This is a genomic window from Frankia sp. CcI49 (assembly GCF_001983215.1).
Classification (GTDB): domain Bacteria; phylum Actinomycetota; class Actinomycetes; order Frankiales; family Frankiaceae; genus Parafrankia; species Parafrankia irregularis.
In genome coordinates this window covers 85,872-102,539 of the sequence record NZ_MOWP01000038.1, presented here as the reverse complement: position 1 = coordinate 102,539, position 16,668 = coordinate 85,872, and the positions used below count along the sequence as shown (strand labels likewise).

The window sequence follows — 16,668 nt, the reverse complement described above, 5'->3', positions numbered from 1 at the left end:
TCCTGGGGTGCAGGCTCAGTCGACGTCGATGAGCTGGCCGTTGCGGAACATGTCGACGAACAGGGCGTGGTCGCGGTGGACCTGGGCTCCGTAGTCGTGGGCGAACTCGACCATGGCGAGGGTGAACCCCTTCGGGTCCGCCGAGATCGCCTCGTGGATGGCGTCCTCGGTGGAGAAGCTCACCAGGTCGTGGTCGCTCTCGTCGTCGGCGACCGCGTGCATCCGGGCGGTCGACCGGCCGAGGTCGGCGACCAGGCCCAGCATCTCGTCGCGCTCGTTGACCTCGGACCAGTCGAGGTCCTGGGCGTACGGGGAGACCTCGGCGACGAGCTGACCGATCCCGTCCAGCTCGGAGTAGCCCAGCCAGGAGTCGCTGTCGGCCTGCAGCGCCCGCTGTGACACCGCGGTGCGGTGCCCCTGGTGGTGGAAGTAGCCGGCGATCCGCTCGTCGGGGACGAACCTGCTTACCGCCGGGCTCTGTGCCTGCTTCATGTACAGCACGACGTCGTTGTCCAGTGCCTCGGTGTGCCCCTCGACGAGGATGCTGTAGGACGGCAGCCCGGCACTGCCGATACCCACCCCGCGCCGCAGCACGACATCCTTCACCGTCAGCTCCACCGGGCGGGTGCGCCGGCCCGGCGGCACCGTCGCCAGGTAGCGGTCGAAGGCGGCGATGACCTTCGCGCGGGTCTCGTCGTCCACCGCGCTGACGCCGTCGACGTGGGCGAAACGGCGGTCGTAGTTCTCGACCACGGTCAGCTCGTCGAGCAGGGCGACCCGGGTGGCACGCCGCGCGGTCTGCAGGAAGGCGTGCACCACACCCTCGGTGGACGTCCGGGTCAGCAGGTCGGCCGACGAGCCGCCCTCGGCGAGGGCGCGGATCTTCTCCTGGTAGGCGCCGACGCACGCCTCGACCAGGTCGGTGATGACGGCGTCGCTGAGCGCCTTCGCCCGGCCGAGCAGGGCGAGGCTCGCCACCAGGCGGCGCAGGTCCCAGGTGAACGGCCCGACGTACGCCTCGTCGAAGTCGTTGACGTTGAACACGAGCACGCCGTTGCTGCTCATGTAGGTGCCGAAGTTCTCCGCATGCAGATCACCGTGAATCCAGACCCGGCTCGTCCGCTCGTTCAGGAACGGGTCGTCCAGGCCGTTGATATCGGTGTAGAACAGCGCGGCCGAACCCCGGTAGAAGGCGAACGGCGAGGCCGCCATCTTCCGGAACTTGCGGCGGAAGGCACCGGGCTCCGCGGCCATCAGCTCACCGAAGGCCGCCCCGAACACGTCCCCGATCACCTGGGCACGGTCGGCACCGGCAGCGGACGTCGTCATTCGCTGTGGCTCCTTCTCACCTGATCGCGTCATCGCGTCGTCGCACGACTTCCGGCGTGGGCCGCGCGTGGTGGCCGCGCGTCGCCCGTCCCAGCATGCCAGCGCCCGCCGGCACGTGCGCTGGCCCAGGGCCCGCCATGACCCGCGCCCCACACGACACCTCCGCCGAGATCGCCGGACGCGGACCGCGGACCGCGGACCGCCGCGGTGCGAAACAGGGGAGACTGCCGGCATGCCGTGGACGGAGAAGAGCGCAGTCGAGTTCGCCGAGCACCACATCGCGGTCTGGAACACGCATGATCTCGACCGGATCCTCGCCCTATACAGCGCGGACGTCGAATTCGTCTCCCCGCTCGCCGAGAAGCTCGTCGGCAGCAACCTGGTGCGGGGCCGGGGCGAGGCACGCACCTATTTCGAGACCGCCCTCGCCGCGAACCCCGGCCTGCGGTTCGAGATCGTCGACGTCATGCGTGGCCTCGACAGCATCCTGATCTACATGCGGGGCGTCGGTGGCCGGCTCGTCGCCGACGTCCTGTTCGTCGACGCCGACGGCCTGATCACCAAGGTCGTCRCCCACTACACCTGCCTGCCCACCTGAGCGGCGGGCCTGTCTACCTGAGCGGCGGGCCTGTCCACCTGAGCGGCAGGTCGCTCGACCACGCACCGGCTGCCCCTCGCCGCCTCGGGCCGTCAGTAGACCAGGACGGTGGTGCCGATCTCGGCGTTGCCCGATGACCACAGCCAGTCCATCGCGGCATTGGTCACCCGGACACAGCCGTGCGAGGCGGCCCGGGCCGGAACCGAGGCGTACCCGTGGATGGCGATGCCGTCGGCGTGGAAGTACTTCGGCCGGTAGAGGTCGCCGAGGCTGCCGTGGTCGACCCCGTTGACCTGGCGGAACATCCGCCAGGTGCCGGGAGGTGTGTCGGCCAGGTACTGGACGCCGTCGTGGTAGTAGATCTGCTCGGTGCCGGTCGAGGTGTTGAGCGTGGTCTCGACGTGGCCGTCCCGCACGATCTTCAGCAGCTGCCGGCCCTTGTCGACCTCCAGGACGAAGCCCTGCGTGCTGCGTGCGTCCGGCCGCACGCCGCGGGCGATCGCGGCTCGGGTCGCCGGCCCGACGAGCCCGTCCAGCCCGATGCCGGCGGTCTTCTGCACGGCGAGCACCGCCTGCTGGGTGAGCAGGCCGAACGTGCCGTCCGGGGTGCCCAGCCAGTAGCCGGCGGCCATCAGCTGCCGCTGCAGCTCCAGGATCTCCGGGCCGGTCGCGCCGGGCCGCAGGATCGGCGGGCCGGTCGGCGTCGCCGTCGCTGTCCCGGACGACGTCGCCGCCGGGGATGTCGCTGCTGTGGATGTCGCCGCCGGGGCCGAGGACGTCGGGGATGTCGCCGCCGCGGTCGTTGGCGCGGGCGGAGTGTCCGCCGGGGAGGCCGGGCCGCTCGGAGTCGTCGCCGACGAGGGCGCCGACGGCGCGGGGCCGGAGGCGGCCGGGCCATCTGATCCGCAGGCCCCCACCAGCACCAGCCCCACCAGCATCGGCGGGATGGTCAACCATCGGGTGACACGGGATCTGCACATGGCAGACATGTCGCTGATTTATTCACAGACGGGCTTCCGCGGCAGCCGAACAGCCAGGTGGCGCTCGTCCCACCGGGTGTGCCACGCGGTGCGGTGGTACCGCCCCGGTCCCGGGGCAACATCCCAGTGACCGGAGCATCGCCATGTGTGCCTGAAGAATCGAGGTCTCGACATGAAGCTTCTCGAGCGGCACCGGACGCCTCACCATCCGCCACCTGTCACGGCGGCCCGGCCTGCCACCCCGGCCCGACCCCCCACCCCGGCCCCGGCCGCTTTCCCGGCTCGGCCGGCGACCCCGGCCGCAACCCTCGGGGCCCGCCGCGTCTCGCGGCCCGCGGCCGTGTCCGCCGCCGACCTCGGGCTGCTGCTCCTGCGGTTGACCTTCGGCCTGCTGCTTGCCGGGCACGGCGCACAGAAGCTCTTCGGCCTGTTCGGCGGCGAGGGGCTCAGCGCGACCGGCAGAGGGTTCGCCCAGCTCGGCTACCACCCCGGCACGTTCTTCGCCGGAATGGCCGGTGCGGGCGAGCTCCTCGGTGGTCTCGGCCTGGCCGCGGGCCTGCTGACCCCGTTGGCGGCGGCGGCCGTGATCGGTGTGATGATCAATGCGATGATCGTGACCGTGCCGCACGGGCTGTGGGAAACCAGCGGCGGCATGGAGTATCCGCTGTGCATCGCGGTGGTCGCGACCGCGGTGGCGGCGATCGGCGCGGGGCGGCTTGCGCTCGACCGCTTCTTCCGTCGGCGCGACGGTGGGCTGCCCGAGATGGCGTTCGCTGTCGGCCTCGGAGGCCTCGGCGCCGCCATCGTCCTGGCGGTCAGCTGACGCCGCGCCGCCTCTTCGCGCCGGTGTGGCCAGCGGTCGGACGACGGCGAGTCGGCTTGCTCCGCCTCCTCGGCCGCGCCACCGCGTCCGGCCTCAGACGCCCAGGAAGTCGAAGACGGCGCTCATCGCTCGGGGGTGGGCCTGCACGGAGTAGTGGTCGGCGCCGTCGATGGTCCGTCCGGTGGCCTTCGGGAACAGGGCGGCGAACTCGTCGGGGGAGCCGGCGGTGTCCCGCTCGCCGATGACGACCAGCACCTCGCAGGCGACCGTGGCCAGGCCGGCGGCGGTCAGCGGGGCAGTCGGCCGGCGGGCGAACGCGAGCACGGCGTCGATGTCGTTGCCGGCGCGGCGGGCGAGCCCCTTGATCACCCGGGCCAGGACGTCGGTGCCGTCCGAGGCGTCCGGGGTGAAGGCACGGCCCTGCTCGGGACGGAACTCCAGCATGCGCGGGCCGAGCCCGATCAGGGCGAGCCGGTTGAAGGACGCGAGCCCGCGCACCGCCGACTCCAGCAGCAGGTGCGCACCGGCGGAGAAGCCGACCGCGTCGACGGGGCCGCGCCCGGCGAAGGCCTCGGCGATCTCGGCGGCGGCGTCCGCGTAGGACTCCGGGTCGGTGTCCCGGCGGGAGGTGCCGTGCCCCGGGAGGTCGACGAGGAGGACCTCGCGGCCGGCCTCCTGCAGCATGTCGATCCAGCCGGCGCCGCGCCAGCCGTGCTCGCTCGACGAGCCGAGGCCGTGGACCAGGACGACCGGTGGGTTGTCAGACATGCTTCGCACCGTATGCCGATGCTGCTGGCAGGCGCTCCCGATCCATCCCGATCGGCACAGGTGCACCCGCACGGCCACCCATCGAGGATCTCGCACCGCCGCGCAGCGGCTTAAAAGGGATAAAAAGGGCGCAGGGCCGCTTGGTGGCCCGCAAGAGTGAACGATTCTGGTCGTCGCAACGACCAGAATCGTTCACTCTTGCGACTCGTCAAACCGGGCTACCGAGCCGCCGGGCTACCGAGCCGCCGGGCCGCCGAGCCGCCGGGCGCTCGGAGGTCCGGCGGCGTTCGTGGAGTGCGCCGGAGGCAACATCAACCCCGGCGACGTCCCGACGGACTGCTGAGGTTCACTGCTGGTCAGCTAGAACTTATAAGTTCATACTGTCTATATGGCTGACGGCGACAGATCGGGTTCCGGTGCGGACGCTGCCGCGGCCGAGGTGCTCCAGACCGCCTCCGAGCTCCGGCTGAGCCTCAGCCTGCTGGTGCGCAGGCTGCGGATCACGCGGCCACCCGGCGAGCTGACGGCGGGGGAGACGGCGGCTCTCGTCCGGCTGGAGCGTGGCGGGCCGGCGACGGCCGCGGCACTCGCGAAGCAGGAGGCGATCAGCCCACAGTCGATGGGAGCGATCCTGAGCGGTCTGGAGGTGCGCGGCCTCATCGAGCGGCGGCCCGATCCGGGTGACGGGCGGCGGGTCATCCTGTCGCTGGCGGATGCCGGTCGCGACGCGCTGCTGGAGCGGCGCAATGCTCGCATCGAGCAGCTCGCGCGGGCGCTCACCGACGGTTTCAGTGACGCCGAGCTGGCCTGCCTGAAAGCCGCGGCGCCCCTGCTGGAGCGACTGGCTCACGCCCTGTGAGGGCGATGGCGGCCGCCAGTGCTCCGGTCGACTCCCGGTACAAGTGGGTCGTCCTGGCGAACACCACCGCGGCGGTGTTCATGGCCGCGCTGGACGGGTCGATCATCCTCATCGCGCTGCCGCCGATCTTCCTGGGTATCGACCTGGACCCGCTCGCCCCGGGCAACGTCAGCTACCTGCTCTGGATGATCATGGGCTACCGGCTGGTGCAGGCGGTGCTCGTGGTGCCGCTGGGCCGGCTCGGCGACATGTTCGGCCGGGTCAGGATCTACAACGCCGGCTTCGTGGTCTTCACCGTCGCCTCCATCCTGCTGTCCTTCGACCCGCTGCGCGGGGGGTCGGCGGCGATGTGGCTGATCGGCTGGCGGGTGCTGCAGGCGGTCGGCGGCTCCATGCTGGCGGCGAACTCGGCGGCGATCCTCACCGACGTCTTCCCCGCCGACCAGCGCGGCCTCGCGCTCGGCATCAACCAGGTCGCGGCGATCGCCGGGCAGTTCATCGGCCTGGTCGCCGGCGGCGTCCTCGCCGTCTGGGACTGGCGGGCCGTCTTCTGGGTGAACGTTCCCGTCGGGGTCTTCGGCACCATCTGGGCCTACCTCAAGCTGCGGGAGCCGGCCCGCCGGGAACAGCCGGAGCGGGCGCCGTTCGACTGGTGGGGCAACATCACCTTCGCCGTCGGCCTCGGCGCGATCCTGGTCGCCGTGACCGAGGGGCTGCAGCCCTACCGCGGGCACACCATGGGCTGGACGAAACCCACGGTGCTCGCGATGCTGATCGGCGGCACCGCGCTGCTCGTCGCGTTCGTCGTGATCGAGAGACGGTTCACCGCGCCGATGTTCGAGCTCGCGCTGTTCCGGCTGCGGGCGTTCACCGCGGGCAACATCGCCGGGCTCGCGGTGTCGATCGCCCGCGGCGGCCTGCAGTTCGTCCTGATCATCTGGCTGCAGGGCATCTGGCTGCCGCTGCACGGCTACGACTTCGAGGACACGCCGTTGTGGGCCGGCATCTACCTGCTCCCGCTGACAGCGGGAATCCTCGTCGCCGGCCCGCTGTCGGGCTTCCTGTCCGACCGTTTCGGGGCCCGGGGGCTGTCGACGTCCGGTGCGCTGGTGACCGTCGGCGGCTACGTCGGCCTGATGCTGCTGCCGGTCGACTTCACCTACTGGACGTTCGCCCTGCTGATCGCCACCATCGGCGTCGGTTCGGGGATGTTCGCCGCGCCGAACTCGGCGTCCATCATGAGCAGCGTCCCGGCAGCCGTGCGGGGCGTCGGCTCGGGCATGCGCACGACGTTCCAGAACGCCGGCGGCGCGCTGTCGATCGGTGTCTTCTTCTCCCTGATGATCGCCGGGCTCGCGGGCAGCCTGCCCGGTGCCTTCTCCTCGGGGCTGAGCGCCGAGGGGGTGCCCGCGGACGTCGCGCAGCAGGTCGGTGCGCTGCCGCCGGTCGCGTCGCTGTTCGCCGCCGTGCTCGGTCTGAATCCGGTGGAGCATCTGCTGGCCGGAACCGGCTCGCTGGACCTGCTCGCTCCCGAGCACCAGGCGACGATCACCGGGCGGGAGTTCTTCCCGCACCTGATCTCCGCCCCGTTCCAGGACGGCCTGGTGGTCGTGTTCGGCGTGTCCGCGGCGCTCGGGCTGATCGCCGCGGTGGCGTCGGTGCTGCGCGGCGCCCATCAGCCCCAGCCGGGCGCCCACCAGCCCCAGCGCGGCGCCCATCAGCCCCAGCCCGGCGCGCTCGCCACCGCGGGCCCGCAACCGGTCGGCCCGCCGCGGGTCGGTGGGACCGCGGCTCAGGTCGAGTCGCCGGTGCCCGGCCCCAGCCCAGCGGTTGAGGACGACCTTCCGCTGGTGCCGAGACCGGCACCGGACGACGACTGAGCCGCTCTGAAGGGTCAGGGCTGGTTGATCAGATAGGCCACGTCGTTGTCGATCATCTGCTGCACCTGCTCCGGGCGGATCTCGTGGCCGGTGAACCGTTCCACGACGACGAGCCCCTTGGCGACCCGGTCGGTCGCTCCGGTCAGGTCGAGGTCGCGCAGGAGCGGGAGGACGACGTCGGGAACGGCGTCCGGGCCGGGCTCGAACGCGGCCAGCACCTCGCCGCCCTGAGCCAGTGACAGCCGGGTTAGCGCGTTGATGTTCCAGAACATGCTCGCGGCCAGGCCCTGGCGGGACACCGAGGACAGCACCGCGTGCCGCGAGCCCTGCAGGCCGTTCGCCTCCACGGCGAGCACCGCGCGCTCGGCGCCCGCGAGCGGAAGGACCAGCAGGTACGGGTCGGTGCGCCCCTCGGCGCGCAGCCGCGCCAGCGAGCACGGGGCGTCGGGGTCGGCGTCGAAGTAGCGCACGACATCCTGCGGCGTCGCTCCGACGACCACGGTGAACGTGGCGGCCTCGCGGAACTCGCTGCGCCGGCGTACCCACCGGTACCGGGTCTCCGGCTGGGAGGTGACCGGCGGGAGCTCCTCGCCCCGCAGCCGGTGGCCCAACTGGTCACCGCGCTGGTGGACGACCTCCGGCGCGGCGGGTGCGCCCCACAGCGCCAGCTCGTACGTCTCGTCCTCGCCGGCACCGTCCCGGCCGCGGGCACAGACGCGCAGGCGGTAGTCCCCGGGCCAGGGCGGTGTCTGGTGGAACAGGGAACGCGCGTCCGGCGGTGCCGCCGCCCGGCTGGTCACGGCCCCCACCACCGACGCGGCGCCGGCGCCGGCCGTCCAGCTGACCTCGACGATCTCGTCCCACGCGGCGGCCTCGGCGGGCGTGGGCGTCCCGGGCGGCGCGGCCAGCACCCGCAGGGACACGTTCACCCGGCCCGTGCCCACACCGGTGCGCACGCGGGCCCCTCCGGCGACGACGTCCACGAGCCCGTTGCGGTGGAAGTCCGGCGCCGGCCGCGCGCGGCCCGCGTCCTCCACGGCGGCCTTGGCCGCGGGCTCGGCTGCGGGCTCGACGATGTCCTCGACGAGGCCGAAGGTGTGGCCCTCGACGTGCACGCAGCCGATCACCTGGCGGGGCAGCCGGTAGTCCGCGCGCCTGCGCATGAGCAGCGCCGCCGGGTAGGCGTCCGGCATGGGACGTCCCCGCAGCACCAGCACGGCGCAGCCGACCGCGGTGCCGACGACGACCGGGGCCTCGGCACCCAGCGACGGCGGGGCCAGCTCGCGCAGGACGGCGGTGGCGACGGCCACCGCGAGCGCGAGGTGGGCGGCACCGTGGCGGGCGGCGAGGGTCGCCTCGTCGGCGGGCCCGTCGGCCGCCTCGTCGCCGGCCAGCCCGACCTCCTCGTCGTCGTCGCGGGCGCTGTCGCGGGCGACGCCGAACCGGTCGCCCGCGCAGCCCGCGGTGTCGTCGACGTCGAACACGCGGTCGTCCACGACCAGCAGTGGGGCGATCTCCGGATGGTCGAGCAGGCGGTGCAGGTAGGAATGGATGAGCGCACAGGCACCGGGGCTGATCCGGTCGAGCTGCGCGACGGCGGTGACCGCCTCGGGCTCGTCCGCGGGAGTCAGTGCCCGGGTGGCCGCCGCGGTTGCGGGCCGTGGTGGGGCACCCGCCAGCGCCGCGGTCAGGCCGCGCGGGGCGTGCAGCGGAATCTCGTCGACCACCAGCTCAAGGGCACCGAGCAGGCGTTCGGGCAGGCGTGGTCCGACCGAGCGCAGCGCGGTGAGAACCGGGGCTCCGGGGCGGTCCGTGGGCCGCTCCGCCGCGCCGATCCGACCGAGCTCGGCCGCGGGCGTGGGCGGAATCCGTGCCACCAGCTGGGGAAAAACCTCCGCGATGACGTTCGCGAGCGGATCCAGGAGGTCCGCCGGGAGCTCGACGGTGGGCTCGGGCAGGGAAATCTGACGGCTTTCCAGGTCCGGTCGAAACACTCACGAAACTTTACTGGCGACCGTCTCATTTCGGCGCGATCCGTACTTCCTGAGCGTGACGATCCGGCAACACACATTCGTGCCGATGTTGGTGCGTTTGCGGTGCGCGCACGAATTCTGACGCAGGCGGTCGCGGCCGGGCCCGCGGCGCTGGGCCGGTCGCCGCCGGCGGGCCGGCCGGCGGCCGGTTGATGTGGGCGCCTGTCCTGGCCCGGTGCCGGCGCCGGGCCGGTCCGGTGCCCGCCCTGGGCTGGTCGACCGCCCGGTCCGGCACCGGTCTTTCCGGCCGTCGCGCCGGACCGGAGGTCGGCGATCTGGCCCGCTGTGCCCGTCTCCGCGTGGTGTCCCGGTGCCGGGTTGGTCCTCCGGACGTTTCTCCGCCGACTCGGGCCCGCGACACCATCGGGTGACCGCCGCCGGCGCTGTGCGGGCCGAATCCTGGAACGCCCGTTCTCAGGACTCCGGGGCGAGCCGCAGCAGGGCGTCGGCGGCCAGCTCGTAGCCGAGCGGGCCGAGCCCGGCGATGACCCCCGCGGCCAGCGGGGAGATCACTGATTCGTGGCGGAACGCCTCCCGTGCCCACACGTTCGACAGGTGGACCTCGATCCACGGCCGCGGGTAGCTGGCGAGTGCGTCCCGCAGGCTCCAGCCGGCGACCATCAGCGCACCTGGGTTCACGATCGCGCCGACCGAGTCGTAGTTGTCCTGGATGGCGTGGATCAGCTCGCCCTCGGACTCGCGCTGGATCGAGACGACCTTCCAACCCCGGTCGGCCACCCGAGCGGTGACGGCGGCCTCGATGTCGGCCAGGGTGGCCGTCCCGTAGATCTCGGGCTGGCGCCGGCCTAGAATCCCCAGGTTCGGGCCGTTCAGGAGAAGAAGACTGCTCACGATGACCTCTACAGGTGTGTGGCACGTGGTCCGGGCACGGTGTTTATAACAGGACGCGCTTCCGCCGGTTCCGGACCTGAGCCTGGGCGATACCGCTTCTACTCCGTTCTGACCACCTCCGCAAGCTCCTTGGTGTTGGCGGCCGGCCGTGTCGACATCGCGACAGCGCCAGTGGTCGGCTTTCGCGGCAACATTCCTGTTGCCCGGTAGTTCGGACTGGTTGTCTGACGTTCCGGAAGAATTGCCCTGTATCGTGCCGCCCTGATTGCGGGCGTCGACGTGGCAGGCAGGGCGGCTGACAGCACCGCCGACCGGTATCCATCCGTACACATCAACAAGAGGTGGCTCGATGAGCGACAGCCCACGGACGGCTCCTGACTTCCCGGTCTGGCCGCAGTTCGATGACGCGGAGCGTGCTGGGCTGGTCCGTGCGCTGGATCAGGGTCAGTGGTGGCGGATGGGTGGTGGTGAGGTCGACGCGTTCGAGCGGGAGTTCGCCGAGTACCACGGTGCGCCGTACGCGTTGGCGGTCACGAACGGCACGCATGCTCTGGAGCTGGCGTTGCAGGTGCTCGGGGTCGGTCCGGGTACCGAGGTGATCGTGCCTGGTTTCACGTTCATCTCGTCGTCGCAGGCGGCGCAGCGCCTGGGTGCGGTGGCGGTGCCCGTCGACGTCGATCCCGACACGTACTGCCTGGACCCGGCCGCGGTGGAGGCCGCGATCACTCCTCGCACCGCGGCGATCATGCCGGTGCATATGGCTGGTCATTTCTGTGACATGGACGCGCTCGGCAAGATCTCCGCGAACACCGGTGTGCCGCTGATCCAGGACGCAGCCCATGCGCACGGGGCTACCTGGCAGGGCCGCCGGGTCGGTGAGCACGGAGGCATCGCGGCGTTCAGCTTCCAGAACGGCAAGCTGATGACCGCCGGTGAGGGCGGCGCGGTGACGTTCTGCGACCCGGACCAGTTCGAGCAGGCGTTCCTGCGTCACAGCTGCGGCCGGCCGCGGACCGACCGTCGGTACCTGCACCAGACGTCGGGGTCGAACTTCCGGATGAACGAGTTCTCCGCGTCGGTGCTGCGGGCCCAGCTCGCCCGGCTCGGGGGGCAGATCGACCTCCGGGAGCAGCGGTGGCCGCTTCTCGCCGGTCTGCTCGGGCAGATCCCCGGGGTCGTCCCGCAGGGCCGGGACCCGCGTTGCGACCGCAATCCGCACTACATGGCGATGTTCCGGCTGCCCGGGTTCGACGAGGATCGGCGTAACGCGCTGGTGGATGACCTGGTGGAGCGTGGGCTGCCCGCGTTCGCGGCGTTCCGTGCGATCTACCGGTCTGCCGGTTTCTGGGAGACCGGGGCGCCGCAGGAGACCGTCGATCAGATCGCCGGGCGGTGCCCGAACGTGGAGGCGATCGGCGCGGACGGTATCTGGCTGCACCATCGCACGCTGCTCGGGACCGAGGAGCAGATGCACGCGATCGCGGAGATCCTGGCGCAGGCCCTGGCCGCCGCGTGAGCCCGACGTCCCCCGAACCGGAACGTGAACGTGAGACTGGGGTTGGGCGTATCCGGGTGGCGGTGGTCGGGCTGGGTTGGGCGGGCCGGTCGATCTGGCTGCCCCGGCTGCGGGAGCATCCGGGGTACGAGGTGGCCGCGCTGGTCGATCCCGACCCGGCCATCCGCGCCGAACTCGACAGCACCGGGCCGGTCGCCGTGTTCGCTCATCCCGACCAGCTGAGCCGGCACGACGTCGATCTCGCCGTCGTCGCGGTGCCCAACCATCTGCACTGCCCGATCGCCGCGGGGCTGCTGCAGGCCGGGATCCCCGTGTTCGTGGAGAAGCCGGTCTGCCTGAGCACCGCCGAGGCGGACCGGCTCGCCGCGGCGGAACGGGCCGGTGGTGCGGTGCTGCTCGCCGGGAGCGCGGCCTGCCTGCGGGCCGACCTGCGGGCGCTCTACGCGCTGGCCGGGCAGCTCGGGACCCTCCGCCATGTGGATGTGTCCTGGGTGCGTGCGCACGGGGTTCCTGATGCGGGGGGCTGGTTCACCCGGCGTGACCTGGCCGGTGGCGGGGCGCTGGTCGACCTGGGCTGGCATCTGCTGGACGCGGTCGTGCCCCTGGCCGGGCCGGGAGGGTTCGTCGAGGCGGTGGGAACGATCTCCGGTGACTTCGTCGCGGACGCCGCCTGGGGCGCCGTGTGGCGTCAGCCCGCCGGCGCGGCCACCCGCTCGGGTGGTGATGTCGAGGACACCGCCCGGGCGTTCCTCGTCAGTGCCGGTGGGGTGTCGGTGAGCCTGCGGGCGAGCTGGGCGTCGCATGAACCCCTCGACGCCACGGTGATCCGGGTCGAGGGCAGCGCCGGCTCCGCCGAGCTGCACTGCACGTTCGGGTTCAGCCCGAACCGCCGCCCCGCGTCGTCGCTGTCCTGGACCCGGGCCGGCACCACGACCCCGGTGGACGTCGCGACCGAACCGGTCGGGACCGAGTACCGCCGCCAGCTCGACGAGCTCCCCGGGCTGCTACGCGACCCGGACCGGCACGGACTCGCGCTGGCGCAGGCCCGGTCGACGATCGCCGCCATCGAACGGATCTATGACTCGGCGCGGAGCCGGCAGCCCGCGAACGCGCACCCGGCGCAGTTCGCCGTCGCGCCCTGACCGGGACGACTGGCGTAATCCGTCCTGACCAAGCCCGGAGAGAGCACCTGATGGACATCCAAGCTGTCGTGTTCGACCTCGACGGCGTGATCGTCGACAGCCACGCCGTCATGCGGCAGGCCTTCACCCTCGCCTACGCCGAGGTCGTCGGCCCGGGCCCGGCCCCGTTCGAGGAGTACAACCGGCACCTCGGCCGCTACTTCCCCGACATCATGAAGATCATGGGGCTGCCCCTGGAGATGGAAGGCCCCTTCGTCCGGGAAAGCTACCGGCTCTCGTCCCAGGTCGTGCTCTTCGACGGCGTCCGTGAACTGCTCACCGGCCTGCTCGACCGCGGGACACGCCTCGCCGTCGCGACCGGCAAGGCCGGCCCACGGGCCCGTGACCTGCTCGCCCAGCTCGGCATCCTCGACTGCTTCGTACGGGTCATCGGTTCCGACGAGGTCGCCCACCCCAAACCGGCACCCGACATCGTCCAGCTCGCCCTCGACACCCTGAACGTCGCACCGACGCAGGCCGTGATGGTCGGCGACGCCGTCACCGACATCCGCAGCGCCCGAGCGGCCGGGGTCCGTGCCATCGCCGCGATGTGGGGAGAGACCGACCAGGACGAACTGCTGGCAGCAGCCCCGGACTGGGTGACCCACACCCCGGCGCAACTACTCGGCCTGCTCACAGCGCGGCCCTACCAGCCCGTCTGAGGCCCAGTCCCCGCCCGCACTCCGCGGCCCGACCTGTCAGCCGGACGTCGCGTCCAGGGTGCGGGCCAGCAGCAACGCGCCCGCCAGCGACGACAGGCCGCCCAGCTGGGCGGCCTGGACCGGTACCGGGGGGTGACCGGGCCGGGACAGGGCCTGGGTCCGCGCGGCGACCTCGTCGACGAATCCCGCCAGCCCGTCGGCGAAGCCGCCGCCGATGACCGCGAGGTCGGGCCGCACCAGCTCGGTCAGACCGGCCACCGCGGCTGCCAGCGCCGCCGCGGTCATCCCGACCGCGGTACGGGCCCAGTCCGAACCCGCTCCCCAGGCCTCCCGCAGCTCCGGATAGTCCACCTCGGCGTCTGCGGTGCTGGCGTCTGCGGTCTCGGAGGCTGCGGTGCCGGTGCCGGTGCCGGTTTCGGCGCCGTCGGTCGGGCGCCGGTTGCCCGCGCGCAGGTCACCGGCACGGCGCAGCGTGGCGGGTCCGGAGGCGATGGCCTGCAGGCAGCCGCGACGTCCGCATCGGCACAGCGGTCCGTCCAGGGCGATGATCAGATGCCCGATCTCGCAGGAGCCCCGGGCCGGCCCGGGGCACAGGCGCCCGTCCAGCACGAGACCGCCGCCGATGCCCGTGCCGACCCCGAGGTAGACCAGGTTCGCCGCGCCCGCGTGCTCCGCCTCGGCCAGCGCGGCGAGATCGCCGTCGTCGGCGAGGGCCACCGCCGCGCCGGGAACGAGGTTCCGCAGCGCCGGCCCGAGGTCCAGGCCGGTCCAGGACGGCCGGCTCGGCCAGGCCGTGACCCGTCCCTCATGATCGACTGTTGCCGGCATTGCCACGCCGATCGCGCCGACCGGCTCGCCCCATCCGGAGCACAGCCCGGTGACCGCCTCGCCCAGGGCGCGCAGGTCCGCTTCGGCGGTGGCCCCGGCCGCCCAGCGCAACATCGTCTCGCGCGGTGGCTGGCCGGCGACCTCGAGCCGCAGAGCCACCTTGGTGCCACCGACGTCGATGCCAAGCCGGCCGGTCACCGGGCACCGGGCAGGTCGAAGAAGGCCCGGTAGAGGTCGACCTGCTCCGCCAGCATGTGGATGCCCGGATGGGTCGGCAGGCCGCGTTCGTCCGCCGCCTGCAGCAGCCGGGTCCGGGCCGGCTTCATGATGATGTCCGCCACGACACAGGCCGCTGGCAGCGTCGTCGGGTCGAACGGCAGCGGGTCCTGCGGGCGCAGGCCCAGCGGTGTGGCGTTCACGATCAGATCGATCACGCTCGCGGTGCCCGGCGCGCCCGGCCCTTCGGGTGGTGCCGCGGTGACCTGACCGGGCCAGTGCGGCTCGAGCCGGCCCAGCAGCTCGGCGAGCCGGGCCCGGTCGGGGTCGACGACGGCCAGGCCGGCGCAGCCGGCTTCGAGCAGCGCGACGGCGATGGCGCTGCCGGCCCCGCCCGCACCGATCAGGCGCACGTTCGCGCCCGCGACGCGGTGCCCCGCCCGCCGAAGGCCCCGGACGAATCYGGAGCCGTCGAAGTTGTCGGCGAGCCACCGCCCGTCGGGCTCGCGCCGCAGCACGTTGGCGCTGCCGCTGATCGCGGCCGCGGGGGAGCGCAGGTCCGCCAGCGCCGCCGCGGCCACCTTGTGCGGAATCGTGATCAGGATGCCGTCCAGGTTGGCCATCGCACGCAGCCCGGCCAGCACGGCGGGAAAGTCCTCCGGTCGGGCGTGCACCGGGACGAGGACGGCGTCCAGGCCCACCTCGGCGAAGACGGGGTTCATCAGCATCGGTGCCTGGACCTGGACGACCGGGTCACCGACGACGACGAACAGCCGGGTCGCCCCGGTGATCGTCCGCGGGAGCCGGTCGGCCGCAGGTGCGTGGGCGGGCTGGGCCACGGGGGTGGTCTGGGTCGTCACACCGTGCATCGTTCGCTCTCCCCGTCGCGGGCCCTGTCCCTGGCCCCGTGATGGTCCCGGTCCTCGTCGCGGTCCATCGCCTCCAGGGTGCTGACCACCACGTCCGGCGGGACGTCGGGAACCAGCCGGGGCCCCTCCGGCGAGTCCAGGACGAAGGTCAGGCCCGTGTTGGTCGACTTCTTGTCGCGCCGCATGGCCGTGACGAGATCGGCGATGTCCACATCCGCTGGCAGCGCGGTCGGGAGCCCGTAGTGCGCGACCACGTCCAGGTGTTCGGCGGCGCGCGCCTCGTCGATCAGGCCGAGTGCGGCGGCCAGCCGGCCGGCGAAGACCGTCCCGACGGCGACGCCCTCGCCGTGCCGCATCTCGAAGCCGGTGACGATCTCCAGCGCGTGTCCGAGCGTGTGCCCGTAGTTGAGGATGTGGCGCAGCCCGCCGTCGCGTTCGTCGCGGGCGACGATCGAGGCCTTGAGCGCGACGCTGCGGGCGATCTGCTCCGCGACCGGGAGTCCGCGCAGGTCACCCGCGCCGATGAAGTGGGCCCGCGCGATCTCGCCGTAGCCGTTGGTCCATTCCCGGGCGGGCAGCGTGCGCAGGTGGTCGGTGTCGCACAGCACCGCGCTCGGCTGCCAGTAGGCACCCACCAGGTTCTTGCCGGCGGGCAGGTTCACCGCCGTCTTGCCGCCGACACTCGCGTCGACCTGCGCCAGCAAGGACGTCGGCAGGTGGATAACCGCGATTCCGCGGTGGTAAAGAGCAGCCGCGAGGCCCACGACATCGGTGGTCGTGCCGCCGCCGCAGGAGACCACAGCATCTGAGCGGGTAAGACCGAAGGAAGCGAATCCTTCGCAGAGTTCCTGGACATTGGCGAGGGTCTTTCCGTGTTCGCCGTCCCGTGCGGTGATCCGCAATGCCGGTACCCCGGGATCGGGAACCGCGTCAAGGTCGGGACGGGCCGAAACGACCGCGACCCGCGCCGCTCCGATCCGACCCACGACGTCCGGCAGAAGCCGCCGGACACCGGGGCCGATCTCGACCGGATATCCGCGCTCACCCAGGTCGACCCAGACCCGGTGGGTCATGGGCGGTTCCGTCATGGTCGTCCTCCCGATGCTCGATCGTCCAGATGCGGACTGTCCTGGATCTGACAGGCCCCGGCTGGCCACCGCGAATATTCACGAAAGGGCCGGACAGGTGCGTCGATGGTGGCACCAGTGGGTGGGCGTGGATGTATCCGGGTCGTACGATCGGCGATGCTTCGAATGGCCGTGAACAGAGCAGAT

Annotated in this window: 15 protein-coding genes; 7 read left to right on the top strand and 8 right to left on the bottom strand. The window is 72.3% G+C overall.

All coding sequences use genetic code 11. The features are described from left to right. Positions 1-15: 15 nt before the first annotated feature. Positions 16-1,329 carry a DUF2252 domain-containing protein gene (locus tag CcI49_RS33070; protein WP_054565551.1) on the bottom strand — a complete coding sequence of 438 codons (1,314 nt, stop codon included), beginning with the start codon at positions 1,327-1,329 and terminating at the stop codon, positions 16-18. 232 nt (positions 1,330-1,561) lie between these two features. Here CcI49_RS33070 and CcI49_RS33065 point away from each other — a divergent pair, with 232 nt between their 5' ends. Continuing rightward, entirely contained in the window at positions 1,562-1,927 is a 366-nt protein-coding gene (locus tag CcI49_RS33065; protein ID WP_076833216.1) for a nuclear transport factor 2 family protein, read from the top strand. Positions 1,928-2,019: 92 nt separating this feature from the next. Here CcI49_RS33065 and CcI49_RS33060 read toward each other — a convergent pair whose 3' ends face one another. Continuing rightward, positions 2,020-2,907: a L,D-transpeptidase family protein gene (locus CcI49_RS33060; RefSeq protein ID WP_054565549.1), complete on the bottom strand. Its 888-nt coding sequence runs from the start codon at positions 2,905-2,907 to the stop codon at positions 2,020-2,022. A 172-nt stretch (positions 2,908-3,079) separates the two neighbouring features. On the opposite strand from CcI49_RS33060, the gene CcI49_RS33055 reads away from it, so the two are divergent. After that, positions 3,080-3,730 carry a DoxX family membrane protein gene (locus tag CcI49_RS33055; RefSeq protein ID WP_076833211.1) on the top strand — a complete coding sequence of 217 codons (651 nt, stop codon included), beginning with the start codon at positions 3,080-3,082 and terminating at the stop codon, positions 3,728-3,730. A 93-nt stretch (positions 3,731-3,823) separates the two neighbouring features. Here CcI49_RS33055 and CcI49_RS33050 read toward each other — a convergent pair whose 3' ends face one another. Next, entirely contained in the window at positions 3,824-4,498 is a 675-nt protein-coding gene (locus CcI49_RS33050) for an alpha/beta fold hydrolase (RefSeq protein WP_054565547.1), read from the bottom strand. Between the two features lie 388 nt (positions 4,499-4,886). Between CcI49_RS33050 and CcI49_RS33045 the strand changes: the two genes are divergently transcribed. Together CcI49_RS33045 and CcI49_RS33040 are read left to right on the top strand one after the other, a co-directional pair. Continuing rightward, a complete protein-coding gene (locus CcI49_RS33045) occupies positions 4,887-5,357 on the top strand; it encodes a MarR family transcriptional regulator (RefSeq protein WP_054565546.1) in 471 nt (156 codons plus the stop codon). Between the two features lie 5 nt (positions 5,358-5,362). Continuing rightward, positions 5,363-7,237 (top strand): MFS transporter, encoded by a 1,875-nt coding sequence (locus tag CcI49_RS33040; protein WP_241840372.1) that lies wholly within the window; start codon positions 5,363-5,365, stop codon positions 7,235-7,237. 14 nt (positions 7,238-7,251) lie between these two features. Here the strand turns inward: CcI49_RS33040 and CcI49_RS33035 are convergent, their stop codons facing one another. Beyond that, positions 7,252-9,231, bottom strand: a complete 1,980-nt coding sequence (locus CcI49_RS33035; protein WP_076833208.1) for a DUF6461 domain-containing protein — start codon at positions 9,229-9,231, stop codon at positions 7,252-7,254. A gap of 453 nt (positions 9,232-9,684) precedes the next feature. Next, positions 9,685-10,122: a type II 3-dehydroquinate dehydratase gene (locus CcI49_RS33030; protein WP_076833205.1), complete on the bottom strand. Its 438-nt coding sequence runs from the start codon at positions 10,120-10,122 to the stop codon at positions 9,685-9,687. Between the two features lie 349 nt (positions 10,123-10,471). Between CcI49_RS33030 and CcI49_RS33025 the strand changes: the two genes are divergently transcribed. Genes CcI49_RS33025 through CcI49_RS33015 form a run of 3 tightly spaced genes read left to right on the top strand, consistent with a single transcriptional unit; the run spans position 10,472 to position 13,481 of the window. After that, positions 10,472-11,638: a DegT/DnrJ/EryC1/StrS family aminotransferase gene (locus tag CcI49_RS33025; RefSeq protein ID WP_054565542.1), complete on the top strand. Its 1,167-nt coding sequence runs from the start codon at positions 10,472-10,474 to the stop codon at positions 11,636-11,638. Continuing rightward, complete coding sequence (locus tag CcI49_RS33020; protein ID WP_235497781.1) at positions 11,635-12,780, top strand: Gfo/Idh/MocA family oxidoreductase; 1,146 nt, start codon at positions 11,635-11,637, stop codon at positions 12,778-12,780. The genes CcI49_RS33025 and CcI49_RS33020 overlap by 4 nt, the downstream gene beginning before the upstream one ends. 50 nt (positions 12,781-12,830) lie before the next feature. Continuing rightward, entirely contained in the window at positions 12,831-13,481 is a 651-nt protein-coding gene (locus CcI49_RS33015) for an HAD-IA family hydrolase (RefSeq protein ID WP_054565541.1), read from the top strand. 36 nt (positions 13,482-13,517) lie between these two features. Here CcI49_RS33015 and CcI49_RS33010 read toward each other — a convergent pair whose 3' ends face one another. Genes CcI49_RS33010 through CcI49_RS33000 form a run of 3 tightly spaced genes read right to left on the bottom strand, consistent with a single transcriptional unit; the run spans position 13,518 to position 16,482 of the window. After that, the gene (locus tag CcI49_RS33010; RefSeq protein WP_054565540.1) at positions 13,518-14,507 is read right to left on the bottom strand and encodes an ROK family protein; all 990 of its coding nucleotides are present in this window, start codon (positions 14,505-14,507) and stop codon (positions 13,518-13,520) included. Beyond that, the gene (locus CcI49_RS33005; RefSeq protein WP_116437565.1) at positions 14,504-15,394 is read right to left on the bottom strand and encodes a shikimate dehydrogenase; all 891 of its coding nucleotides are present in this window, start codon (positions 15,392-15,394) and stop codon (positions 14,504-14,506) included. Before CcI49_RS33005 ends, CcI49_RS33010 begins: the two co-directional genes overlap by 4 nt. After that, entirely contained in the window at positions 15,382-16,482 is a 1,101-nt protein-coding gene (locus CcI49_RS33000) for a 3-dehydroquinate synthase family protein (RefSeq protein WP_054565539.1), read from the bottom strand. Before CcI49_RS33000 ends, CcI49_RS33005 begins: the two co-directional genes overlap by 13 nt. Positions 16,483-16,668 lie beyond the last annotated feature (186 nt).

Excerpts from the sequence above, each read along its gene's own strand:
- CcI49_RS33070 (WP_054565551.1), bottom strand. The coding sequence starts at position 1,329 with ATGACGACGTCCGCTGCCGGTGCCGACCGTGCCCAGGTGATCGGGGAC.
- CcI49_RS33060 (WP_054565549.1), bottom strand. The coding sequence starts at position 2,907 with ATGTGCAGATCCCGTGTCACCCGATGGTTGACCATCCCGCCGATGCTG.
- CcI49_RS33055 (WP_076833211.1), top strand. The coding sequence starts at position 3,080 with ATGAAGCTTCTCGAGCGGCACCGGACGCCTCACCATCCGCCACCTGTC.
- CcI49_RS33050 (WP_054565547.1), bottom strand. The coding sequence starts at position 4,498 with ATGTCTGACAACCCACCGGTCGTCCTGGTCCACGGCCTCGGCTCGTCG.
- CcI49_RS33045 (WP_054565546.1), top strand. The coding sequence starts at position 4,887 with ATGGCTGACGGCGACAGATCGGGTTCCGGTGCGGACGCTGCCGCGGCC.
- CcI49_RS33040 (WP_241840372.1), top strand. The coding sequence starts at position 5,363 with ATGGCGGCCGCCAGTGCTCCGGTCGACTCCCGGTACAAGTGGGTCGTC.
- CcI49_RS33025 (WP_054565542.1), top strand. The coding sequence starts at position 10,472 with ATGAGCGACAGCCCACGGACGGCTCCTGACTTCCCGGTCTGGCCGCAG.
- CcI49_RS33015 (WP_054565541.1), top strand. The coding sequence starts at position 12,831 with ATGGACATCCAAGCTGTCGTGTTCGACCTCGACGGCGTGATCGTCGAC.
- CcI49_RS33000 (WP_054565539.1), bottom strand. The coding sequence starts at position 16,482 with ATGACGGAACCGCCCATGACCCACCGGGTCTGGGTCGACCTGGGTGAG.